The 10,741-nt window shown below is 44.1% G+C and carries 10 protein-coding genes and 1 pseudogene; 6 read left to right on the top strand and 5 right to left on the bottom strand.

Features of this window, described 5'->3' with window-relative positions; genetic code table 11:
* From GZ78_RS28340 to GZ78_RS13315, 3 genes are all read left to right on the top strand, one after another.
* Nucleotides 1-272, top strand: a 272-nt coding sequence (locus GZ78_RS28340) for a hypothetical protein (protein ID WP_456236229.1), incomplete at its 5' end; no start/stop codon positions are given.
* A gap of 153 nt (nucleotides 273-425) precedes the next feature.
* Entirely contained in the window at nucleotides 426-668 is a 243-nt protein-coding gene (locus tag GZ78_RS13320; RefSeq protein WP_034836944.1) for a type II toxin-antitoxin system ParD family antitoxin, read from the top strand.
* Entirely contained in the window at nucleotides 665-964 is a 300-nt protein-coding gene (locus GZ78_RS13315) for a type II toxin-antitoxin system RelE/ParE family toxin (protein ID WP_034836941.1), read from the top strand. Before GZ78_RS13320 ends, GZ78_RS13315 begins: the two co-directional genes overlap by 4 nt.
* 26 nt (nucleotides 965-990) lie before the next feature.
* Here the strand turns inward: GZ78_RS13315 and GZ78_RS13310 are convergent, their stop codons facing one another.
* Nucleotides 991-1,788: a basic secretory protein-like protein gene (locus GZ78_RS13310; RefSeq protein WP_081869848.1), complete on the bottom strand. Its 798-nt coding sequence runs from the start codon at nucleotides 1,786-1,788 to the stop codon at nucleotides 991-993.
* A gap of 235 nt (nucleotides 1,789-2,023) precedes the next feature.
* On the opposite strand from GZ78_RS13310, the pseudogene GZ78_RS13305 reads away from it, so the two are divergent.
* Together GZ78_RS13305 and GZ78_RS13300 are read left to right on the top strand one after the other, a co-directional pair.
* Nucleotides 2,024-3,131, top strand: a pseudogene (locus GZ78_RS13305) (ISAs1 family transposase).
* 164 nt (nucleotides 3,132-3,295) lie between these two features.
* The gene (locus GZ78_RS13300) at nucleotides 3,296-4,048 is read left to right on the top strand and encodes a hypothetical protein (protein WP_034836932.1); all 753 of its coding nucleotides are present in this window, start codon (nucleotides 3,296-3,298) and stop codon (nucleotides 4,046-4,048) included.
* A 100-nt stretch (nucleotides 4,049-4,148) separates the two neighbouring features.
* Here the strand turns inward: GZ78_RS13300 and GZ78_RS28335 are convergent, their stop codons facing one another.
* A complete protein-coding gene (locus tag GZ78_RS28335; RefSeq protein ID WP_269078772.1) occupies nucleotides 4,149-4,439 on the bottom strand; it encodes a transposase in 291 nt (96 codons plus the stop codon).
* A gap of 110 nt (nucleotides 4,440-4,549) precedes the next feature.
* On the bottom strand, nucleotides 4,550-6,070 hold the full coding sequence (locus tag GZ78_RS13295; RefSeq protein WP_152558717.1) for a hypothetical protein: 1,521 nt from the start codon (nucleotides 6,068-6,070) through the stop codon (nucleotides 4,550-4,552).
* Between the two features lie 488 nt (nucleotides 6,071-6,558).
* Between GZ78_RS13295 and GZ78_RS13290 the strand changes: the two genes are divergently transcribed.
* On the top strand, nucleotides 6,559-7,038 hold the full coding sequence (locus GZ78_RS13290; protein WP_152558716.1) for an IS1/IS1595 family N-terminal zinc-binding domain-containing protein: 480 nt from the start codon (nucleotides 6,559-6,561) through the stop codon (nucleotides 7,036-7,038).
* 277 nt (nucleotides 7,039-7,315) lie between these two features.
* On the opposite strand, the gene GZ78_RS13285 is transcribed toward GZ78_RS13290, so the two are convergent.
* Both GZ78_RS13285 and GZ78_RS13275 read right to left on the bottom strand, forming a co-directional pair.
* A protein-coding gene (locus tag GZ78_RS13285; protein ID WP_407919777.1) for an IS3 family transposase occupies nucleotides 7,316-8,423 on the bottom strand; the annotation gives its coding sequence in 2 pieces (ribosomal slippage) (nucleotides 7,316-8,153 and nucleotides 8,152-8,423; 1,110 coding nt in all).
* A gap of 871 nt (nucleotides 8,424-9,294) precedes the next feature.
* On the bottom strand, nucleotides 9,295-10,632 hold the full coding sequence (locus GZ78_RS13275; RefSeq protein ID WP_034831824.1) for an IS1380 family transposase: 1,338 nt from the start codon (nucleotides 10,630-10,632) through the stop codon (nucleotides 9,295-9,297).
* Nucleotides 10,633-10,741 lie beyond the last annotated feature (109 nt).

Here is a 10,741-nt window from a genome sequence, read left to right as displayed (position 1 = left end):
GCTATCAGCTCTGCTGCGATCTGGATCATTGGATACGTCGCAGAATCCGCATGGCTTATTGGCGACAGTGGCGAAAGCCTCGTACAAAAATCAGACAATTGATGCGTCTCGGCGTTGAAATCCGAACGACAGTTGGTTGTGGTCGAAGCAGTAAAGGCCCGTGGAGAAGCGCGAAAACGCCGGGTATTAATCAGGCTCTATCGCTGGCTTATCTGAAATTACAGGGGCTCTATTCACTGCGGGAGGGATGGATCAAGCTTCACCATTCTTAATGAAAAGCCCTGTGCGGACCCGCATGAAGGGTGTTGTGGGGGCTGGAGGTTAGAAACCTCCGGCTACCCGATTATGCGCTTGCTTGACTTATAGGTACGGTATACCATAATTAGGTATATATTGGTATTTGACAACTGAATCAGGAGGTAGACATGGCTAAAAACACCAGTATAACCCTGGGAGAGCACTTTGATTGGTTTATTTCTAGTCAAGTAGAAAGTGGCCGTTATGGCTCAGCAAGTGAAGTGATCCGAGCTGCGCTGCGCTTATTGGAGAGTAAGGAGACCAAGCTAAATACCCTCAGAAATTTGCTCATTGAAGGAGAAGAAAGTGGCTTGGCCGAGTATGACTATGACACTTTCATCAATGAATTAGACAATGAAGACCAAAAATGAAGCCTTTTGACTTAACCCAGAAAGCCAAGGCCGACTTAAAAGAAGTTGCTAAACTCACAATGAATCGCTGGGGTAGAGAACAAAGAAACATCTACTTAAAGCAGTTTGACGACACTTTCTGTCTATTGTCTGAGCGACCAGAAATAGGTAAATCATGTGCTGAAATCAGAAATGGATACCTAAAGTTCCCTCAAGGTAGTCACGTAATATTTTTCAGAAAAACCACTCAAAACCGAATAGAAATTGTCAGAATCTTACACAAGAGCATGGATGTTGAGATTCACTTTGGCGCATAACGCTTGGTTCAGGTGCGCCGTAGGCGTCACCTGGAACCACATGTTAGGTGCATTGCACTGAGCAGCTCAGCAATATAATCGTACCAACTCTGTTTTCTATAATATGCATAGAGATAAAATTCGCTCCATAAAGACTCTAGATTTTGACCAGTGAGTTTTTCAAATATTAGTTCACTATAATCCTTATCAAGCATACTCCTTGTTAAAGATTTTATAAAACCATTTGATTTGTATAGCTCAATCCATAATATAAATACTGCTGATGCTCTAGAATCCACTAAATAACCTTTTTCAAATACATCTGTTTTTGAATTCTCAATAAGCCATCCAATATTTTTATTTTCATAAAGTATCCATCGATAGTAATCAGCAATACCATTTGCTATCCATGTAGGACTAGATTTCGTACCTATGATTACACGAATTAGTTCAAAAATAACAAGGCCTGTGTCATCTGGATTTTTTGATATCCATTCTCTGCTTACAAAAATTGTGTTTTCATCAGCACTAGTAATACAACTATCATGATCATTAAATACAACATGAATTTCTTTAAAGGGTATCAATCTAAAGATATTTCCTTCTGTATCCATTTCGACTTCTGATATTTTGTATCCTTTTTTATCTAGCCATATTGTATTAAATGATTTTTGATACCATGATTCAAACATTTTGGTTGTAGTTAAACACCATTTTTTTGTTGCATAGCTCTCATTTTCATAATTCATCACTAACTTTAATTCTGTTTTTCCAGAAGAATTAGCAAAGATTAGATTTGGTAATAAAAACGTTATTATTAATGATAAATATAATAGTATTTTCATAGCCGACAATCACTTTCAAAAACCTTGGTAGTAAGCTTTGTATTTTAGCACCTAACGCCTAAATCAGGTACGCCGTAGGCGTCACCTGGATTTACTTGTGTACGCCCGGCATGGGCATGAACTTATGGGGTGAAAGTCCCCTGTAGGCAGGGCAAACGCATGAACATTTCTTGATCAGTACTTGTTGGAATTTTTCTTGCCACACCCCCGTTGTTCTGGCAAATTCTCACTTTTTATGCCCTTTCAGTCTCTTCTCGAACGTACTCACCAGTTGCCTGATCCTCGGCAACCTGCCAAATGCACCCATATCATGGGAGAAGTCGTTTTCATGACCATTGTTGGTCTCCTCTGTGGTGCAGACGACTGGGATAGTATTGTCCAGTGCGCTGAGTGTAAAGAAGACTGGCTTAGCAAGTACCTCAAGCTGCCGTGAGGCATCCCATCTCACGATACATTCAATCGGATTTACGCACTTCTTGATCCAGCTGAATTTCGTGACCTGTTTACTCGCTGGGTTAAGGATATGCTGATTGATACACCCTTATCGGGCGTTGTTGCCATTGATGGCAAGACAGTTCGAGGCTCTCGAGATAAATCATCCAGTGCCATTCATATGGTTAATGCTTGGTCCACAGAAGCAGGTATCAGTCTCGGGCAGTATAAAGTCGATAGCAAGTCTAATCGAGCTATTGGATAAACTGGCCATTGAAGGTTGTACGGTGACTGCTGATGCCATGAGCTGCCAAAAGCGTATTGCCAGCAAAATTCTCAAGGTCAAAGCAGATTATCTGTTAGCTGTGAAAAACAACCAGCGCAAACTTTATGGTGAACTGGATCGCTACTTTTCTACTTATTGGGAGAGTAATCCGACCGATAGCCCAGACCAGTCTCAATATAGTGAGCAGCGCGACAGTAAACATGGTCGCAAGGAACACCGCCGTTGCTGGGTTCTTACTGACCTGTCATCTTGTCCTCAAGCAACTCAATGGCAGGCCAAGACGATTGCAGCCGTTCAGTTGGATTGTACAAAAGGGAACAAGGGGCGAAGCTTCATTCGCTACTTCATCAGTAGTAAGGTCATGACCGCAGAAGAAGTCCTGCTGGCGACACGACTTCACTGGCAAGTGGAGAATAACTTGCATTGGGTGTTGGATGTTGCATTTTCAGAAGATCAGTCGCGAGTCAGAAGGGGCAATGCTGCTGAAAACCTGGCTATAGCAAGGTAAGTAGCTCTCAACCTTCTAAAACAGGATACCTCAATCAAGCTTGGTATAAAGAACAAACGCAAAACGTGTGGCTGGAGTGAGGAATACCTCTGTCACATCCTCGGATTGATCAAATAACGTTCATGCGTTTACCCTGGGTGGAGGGGCGAAGCCCCGGAACGAACTGGAAGCATTTGTTATGCGTTCTACCCACTATGTTAGTGGTTTCTAAGCTCATATAGGGAAGTATTTGAATAAATTGCTGTCAAAATTTAAATACAATAAAACTTGGAATGATCAGAATGAATCCGATAAGTGCTTTTTCTTACAATAATCCCCTAATTAACAGTGCTGAACATATTAGTTTGGACAGTGCCACCCCTGTTTGTATTGATCAACTTTATAGGCAAGGGAAAATTTTAGTAAAAATGATTAGTAATACATATGAACCTCACGATCGACTGGATAATGAACTATCTGAGTTGCTTTCTGTTGGTATCATTCGATCAGCTTCAACTAGTTTACTTGCTTATCAGGCTGGTTCCAAGTTGTTTAGAGATATAGGCCTTATTCTTAATTCTGATAAATGCAATATTCAAGATATTTTTCCCTCAGACGCAGGTTCATTTAGGGTGAATCCTGATGGGGATAGGGTTGCATGGAACTCTATAAAGAAAACTTTTTGCACTTCAGTTTTTGGGAAACCCCAAATTGAGACGGAATATCAAGGAGATTTTCGGGTAGGTGAACATGCAAAAAAACTTAAAATAAAAGATAGTTCTGAGTTAGTAACTTATCTGAAAAGTAAATATCAGGAAACTTCTTTCCCAATCCCATGGAATGAAGTTGTTGTTGATTACAATAAGGAGTCAATATTTGGCTTAATAGCAACCCAAAATGTGCTCTACCCATTAAATAGCGAAGAAAGAAATGCTAAAACTATTCATCATTTGCAAGAAATAAAGGAAATAATGAGAAGCCGTTTACAGCTAGATTTACCAATCTATATCTACGACTGCATTACAGGTAGTTTATCTGCTTGGACAAACGCATAACGCTTGCAGCAGGGATGGCGAACGCAGTGAGCCATCCCTTTGACTGCACTTGTTACGCGCGGAAGGTTTGTATAAAATTTGATGGTTTAATCGTAGCTTCTTAATAACTGCTGCAAACCCCGCAAGGCAGATTGTGGGACGCTTTTTCAATCAAGTTCGCCAGCCTCGGGAACAGGGCATTACCGGTTAACCTGTCTGTCAGATAGTCCCAGAATGAGAGACCATACAGGCGACACGTCTTCTTCAGGCTGGCAAAGGTGTCGCGACATTGCCGCCCCGCATCACTGCGTGTCCCGCCACTGACTTTTCGTCGTTTGACGTATTCCCGTATCTGGCTCTCGCTCAGGTTGTTGTGGAGCGGTAAGCTTGGATCATCCAGAACCAGTAACAGCTCTTCCTCAGCAATTCCCGCTCAGACAGAAAGTCCTTTATTTTAAAGGGCTGTAGAGGTTTTTTAACATTAGAGTTCGCAGACTTTTTTTCTTCAGACTTGTGCATAATTTATGCAAACTTTGAAGATGCCCGGTTTTCAAGGGCTATAGAATCCTCATTAATTAGCTTGAAAAACATACAATTAAATTGAGCGGGAATTGCTGGCTCTTCCTTGATCAATGCCAGCCCTGATAGTGCTTCCTGAAGAGGTTCGCAAGACGTTTCAGTCTGGATAAGTGCGTGGAAGCCCAGCCACACCTTCAGAGCTTTCTCTTCATCAGGCTCTGCCTTGAAAGCTTTCAGATCATCGTAAACAGCCCAGAACCATGTCCTGCACCATTTTTGAGCCATGGCTTGCTGGTCATTGACCGGATGGATTTTGGCCAGCCCTCGCTCTGCATGAATCCAGCACTGACTATGTTTGAACACATCAAACTGACGTGCGCCATCGCTGAAAGTGGTCAGATGCCCGGCACCATGTTCGATCAGGCTACCATAGATCAGGGCTTCGCTGGCTTTCCGGAACCGATCTTTTACCAGACCTTGTGCTTTCATGCAGGCTTGCCAGGCATCACGACTCAAAAAAGTCACTCCGAGATAAGGCCTGAGTACACGCAACCATTTTTCCGGGTATTTATGCTCCTTCAGGTAGGCCATGCCATTTTCTGTCAATGTGTAGGTACGCCAGGGGCGATGCAATAAACTCAGGAAGTTTTCCCGGCTCTTGCTGCCTGTGCTGGCGAACCAAGCAAAGGACTCATTGTTGATAATGGTGCAATAGCCGTTTTGTCCTTTATGCCTCGTTCCCGTGTCGTCTGTCTGGATATAACTTGAGCATCGGATACCTGTCGCCAGTAGTTCATCTTTTTCCCTGTGAAACTGATCATGCCCCTGAGTTAGCAGCAAACTCAACTCACCCGCGGACATGGACACTCCAACGTCCCATAGCCAGTCCAGCAATTCCGGCTGGGTAACAGAACAGCCGTGATGCTGGTGCAGAACATAGGCTTGCAGCGTGGGGCCATAATGATGCCCATGAAGATCGGCGGGCGGCCTGGCTGTTATGGTTTTTCCGCCGGGCGTTACCCATTGTTCCAGAAGGTATTGAAAGCTGGATGCCTGTATCGTCAACTCCTGCACCTTGTAGGGAGTGTAACCATTCCAGGTTGATCCTGACGGAACATCTACCGCTTCAACAGATATAGTACCTTCAGATGGTGGTGCCGGAGGTTGATGGCGCTGCTTGCGGGTTTTCACGTCGGGTTTGTTGACCTTACGCTTTTTTGGAGTATCAGGGGTAGGGCTGTCGTCTTCAGCCTCTGACTGTTCAGTTCCCGTACCGTCATCAGGAGGCTCGATGTTGGGTTTTATGTCGGGTTTTGGCGGCAGTTTTTTTAATCGACGAATCTCAGCCTCAAGAGCTTCGATCTGCCCTTGTAGCTGAATGATTTGCTCTTGCTGCTGGGTGATCTGCTCTTGCTGCTGGGTGATCTGCTCTTGCTGCTGAACCTTAAAAGCTTCTCTGGCAGATCTGGTTGCAGTTCGTCGTGTACTGAAAAAACCATGCATGGAGGATAGACGATTAACCAAAGTTCTTCATTATCCAGCACTCATTGAGGAGCTATGTTTAATCTTCTTCATGATTTAGATAAGATTAAATATGAATTAATTTAATGGACCACTCGAAGAGAATTCTTTCTTTGCCCAAAGATACGATGCTATCGATAAGCTTTGAATCAAATCACTATTTTTAGATAATCCAAAGATTTGTATTTTCACAGGTGGAAAAAATCTCCACAGATTGTATCTCACATAAAATGATTCATCAGAATCTAATCTCACAATCTTTTTGGTCTCATAGAGAAATTCTGAAAAAGTTTCATAATCATTACGAATTTCGAAAATAGGAATTCCAGAAGGTAGGCATATAAATTCTTTAATACCTTCTGTATAGGCTTTCTTTATTTCACATCTTCCAATTCCATTAATAAAGTCAACATGGCTTTCAGCAGGCTAAGTTCGCCTTACCCGTTGTTTGAACTATAATGCAGCAGTCTCCTACTTTTAGGGATGCTGTTATGCAATATGCTCTCTTCAAAGCATTTCTTGATGCTATTTCGACATTGACCAGCCATCAGAAAAATACTCTCAATAAAGCCCTTTCTCCAGAGCTTAAGGCAACCACTCATCAGCCGAACCTAAGTACCGCCATTGAACAGAAATTCTCTGAACAACCTAGTTGCCCTCATTGTAAAAGTGATCAAATAAAGCGCTGGGGCTGTAGTGATGGAAGACAACGCTACCGTTGCAAGTCATGCCATAAGACATTTAATGCATTAACAGGAACCCCCATAGCTCGACTACGTCACCCTGAAAAATGGCAGGCTTATCTGAATGGAATGAGCCACTCCGCAACCTTGCGAGTGGCGGCACGAGAATGTGGTGTCACCCTACACACATCTTTCCGCTGGCGACACCGCTTCCTTGCTGTGCTGGAGAATGACCAGGGTAATGATTTGGGTGATATTGTTGAACTGGATGAAACCTTTTTTGCGTGAGTCTTTCAAAGGGTAGAGATCGGGACTGCCAAGACCCGCCAGACAAAGAGGTAATGATAAAAAACGGATTGCCGTAATATCCCCGTTTTGGTTGCAAGAGACCGCTCCTCACATACCGTTGACGGTATTCTCTGCGATGAAAGTGCCTCGGAGATGCAAAAGCCCCTCAAAGGTCATCTGTCTTCAAAAGCCATTTTATGCGCTGTATGGTGGACCCCACTGTCAAGACAGAAATTCAACAAATTTAAGTTAAGTCCTGGCAGTGGTTGAGAACCCCTCATACAAAGTGAATTGCTTGAGGCGTCTTGTATTCCAACGACTGATGTAATCGTTCAGTGTTGTAAAACTCAAAGTATTCATCCAGTCCAGCGTGAAGCTCAGGAACCGTCTGAAACTCGTGCGTATAGAGCCATTCGTACTTGACGGAACGCCATAGCCTTTCCACAAAAATATTATCCAGTGCCCGGCCTTTGCCGTCCATACTGATCTGAATTTCCCGTTCCTGCAAAGGAGCCAGAAAGTCATGACTGGTAAACTGGCAGCCCTGGTCTGTGTTGAATATATCAGGCTGTGCCTGCTCCAGAGCACGGTTCAACGCATGGATACAGAAATCAGCATCAAGTGTGTTCGACAGCTCCCAGCTCACCACGTAACGGCTGTACCAGTCAATGATGGCAACCAGGTACATAAACCCCTGTGGCATCGGACAGTAGGTAATATCCGTGCTCCACACCTGGTTAGGCCTGACAATCTCAACCCCTCGAAGCAGGTAAGGATAAACCTTATGCTCCTTGTTCCTCTGGCTGGTTCCAGGCTTTGGCCCTACATCCTGTATGCCCATCAGTCCCATGAGCCGTTGGATACGCTTCCTGTTGACCAAATATCCTTGAGTATTTAACCATGCCGTTATCCTTCGGCTGCCGTAAAACGGTGTACGTGTATACTGCTCATCAATCAGCCGCATCAAGTTCAGGTTCTCGGTGCTTTCCTGGGCCGGTGAGGCTTGGTAATACCAGCTTGACCTGTTTAACCCGATCAGCTCACATTGCCGCTGTACGCTCAGTTCCGGGTGGCTCGGTTCAATGCATCTGCGCTTCTCGTCAGTGGACATAGCCAGATTTTTTTTTCAACCAGTCCAGCTCCATCTTGAGTCGACCGATCTCCTGGTACAGTGGCGCTGTCAGCGCTTCCGGGTCAACCTCTGGTCTTGTCCTGCCGAAGACCTCTGGAATCCCCTGGAGTAGTTGGCGCTTCCACTGGCTGACCTGCACAGCTGCAACCTCATGTTCACTGGCCAACTGGTTTATGGTCTTATCACCCTTGTAGGCTTCCAGTGCTACCTGTGCCTTGAACTCGGGCGCATGTCGTTTTCTTTTTGCTGCCATGATTCCCACCTGAAGGGACATAATACAGCCAGAAAACTTAACTTAGCGAGCTGTCCAGTTTATGGGGTCCACTATAAGCTGTCCGCTGGAAAACTTTGTTATGCTTTTGCACGTCACTTATAAGCGGAGCAAGTATGATGAGGGTGCGCATAAAGATAGCAATAGCTTCACTTTTAATATTATTTCAGTGTCAAACACTTCATGCACAGGAATGCTGCACAGAGAGGCGCAAACACGATCTAGCATTTACTGGCCTTTTAGTCGGGTGCATAGGAACTGGTGTAACCTTGGGAATATGGGCATATTTAGATGACAATAATATAACTAAATACGTAATTGGCGGGACTTTTGCTCTTGTAATAATTCCAGGGGCAATAATACTTCGGCACTTACGACCAGCCCAATGAAATAGCTAAACCAGATAAAGAGCATAACGCCAACTTCAGCCGCGTGCCGAAGGCACGTCGGGTGGAGGGGCGAAGCCCCGGAACGAACTGGAAGTTTTTGTTATGCCTTGGTAGCTACTCAGCTTCATCTTTGTATGTGTAATAAAGATCAGTGAGTTGATCATGAAAGCCCCAGCCACAGTTAGAAGTATTTGTGACTATGGCTTTAGCTCTATCTTGAAAGTCATGGAAGATTCCCTCTTTAACTATGTACCTGAATCAGTGAGTTCTTAATTAATCTCGAGAAAATCGTGTAATTTAAGCTCCAACCTTACCGCAAATCACTTTATTACTACTTTGATCAGGAAATAACAGAACAATCCAGCAAAGAACCCAGCTGTTTTTGTCATTATTTTGAAATTCAGGCGATGCATCACCTACCAAGACCTGGCATTCATTTCAGAAAGACAGAATAATATTGATGGCTAACAAAGCATTTTTTCTGGATAAAGCCCCATAAACACTTGGAGTGCCGGGCTATATCGGCCAAATCGTAGTATTTTGCGACGGCCTGCCTCCAAAAAGCGGGCAGCCTGATAAATCAACTCCTGCATGACGGTTTTTATTCTTCTCCTTGCTGCCTGATGACGAACAGGTGACTGCGGCCCCAGCAAACAAGATTGCCCCATGTAACGCAGCATATTATAAGTTAATGCGCCCAGACACATTACTAAATCATTAGTATCGAACTTTCCAGAAGGAAGCCTTTCCAGATCCATATCGGTTTTTAATTCACTGTGAAATTGCTCACTGGTGGCGTGATTCTCATACAGCAGAATAACGTCGTTATCGCTGTATTCTTCTTCATTCAATGTTGTCCACCAACCTTCCAGCTCGTAGTCTGGAGTTAGAAACATCTGACCAACGGCATCTGACGTTCGTCTGACCATTTTGATAATCAGTCGCTGATGACCATAGTGAGCTTCATGGTTAATAGTCAAAGTCGCATAGTGCTTACCTGCTCGTAGCTCATGCCACTCTACCTTCGCTGCTTCAAACTTAGGTAGCCAGGCCTTGGAGGTGTACTGTTGGCGAGGATTCAATTTAATTATGTGGTCAACGTTAGCATGTTGAGCAACGGCCATGCGGGTATCTTCAGCATCGTGAGCACTATCGAGCCGAAGCAATATCGGCTGTTGCGTTATACGACGTACTCTCTGTAAAACGGCACCCAGGAATGGGATGAAATCATTTTGCGAGTGTTGCGAACCTGGTCGCAACTCACACCCCATGCACCAGCCTTCTTGCCCAAGGTAAGCCATAATGGGGGAGTAGCCGAAAAAGTGTTTATATGTCCAACTCACTCCTTCTTTCTTGGAGTTGCTATTGTCTTGAGGCGTGACATCCATATCTAATGGTATATGCTGTTGGCGATCAAGTTCTTTTGGAAGTGGTGTAAGCGGAGCATCAAGTTCTATAAGCAACTCAGCAAGACTTTCCTCAATCAGCGGAATAAGCTGGGTAGCATCTTCATTAAAGCGCTGGCGCAATCGACTGGCAGATGGCATCTGTTTTATTCCCATGCATTGCTGGAACCAATCGTCATGGCGAAGGGTGTCAATGGCGTCAAAGTCATTTTTGCCGAGGGCCAGCAAGCCAACATAAGCACGCACTAAATCAATATTGGCGATTCCATGTCGCTTCTTAATCTTACGGAGTGATTTTTTGAGGGATGTTTTTTTATTGAGGGCGTGACCAATAAAGGCAAGGCCAGCAAATGGTGTATAGAATTCCGTATCAGACTGCTCAAAATGGAGTTCCACAAAAATTCACCTATTCAGTGAAAAAACGAGTAGGTCGTATTTTAGCCTACACCCCTTTCGGTGGATGGCTTTAAGGCTTTTTTATTGCTGATGAAGTCACGGATTCAGG

The organism is Endozoicomonas numazuensis, from assembly GCF_000722635.1.
GTDB lineage: Bacteria > Pseudomonadota > Gammaproteobacteria > Pseudomonadales > Endozoicomonadaceae > Endozoicomonas_A > Endozoicomonas_A numazuensis.
This window is presented reverse-complemented; position numbering and strand designations above follow the sequence as displayed.

Bases quoted from the DNA above. Each gene is read 5' to 3' on its own strand.
- GZ78_RS13300 (WP_034836932.1), top strand. From the start codon at position 3,296: ATGAATCCGATAAGTGCTTTTTCTTACAATAATCCCCTAATTAACAGT.
- GZ78_RS13290 (WP_152558716.1), top strand. From the start codon at position 6,559: ATGCAATATGCTCTCTTCAAAGCATTTCTTGATGCTATTTCGACATTG.
- GZ78_RS13310 (WP_081869848.1), bottom strand. From the start codon at position 1,788: ATGAAAATACTATTATATTTATCATTAATAATAACGTTTTTATTACCA.
- GZ78_RS13315 (WP_034836941.1), top strand. From the start codon at position 665: ATGAAGCCTTTTGACTTAACCCAGAAAGCCAAGGCCGACTTAAAAGAA.
- GZ78_RS13320 (WP_034836944.1), top strand. From the start codon at position 426: ATGGCTAAAAACACCAGTATAACCCTGGGAGAGCACTTTGATTGGTTT.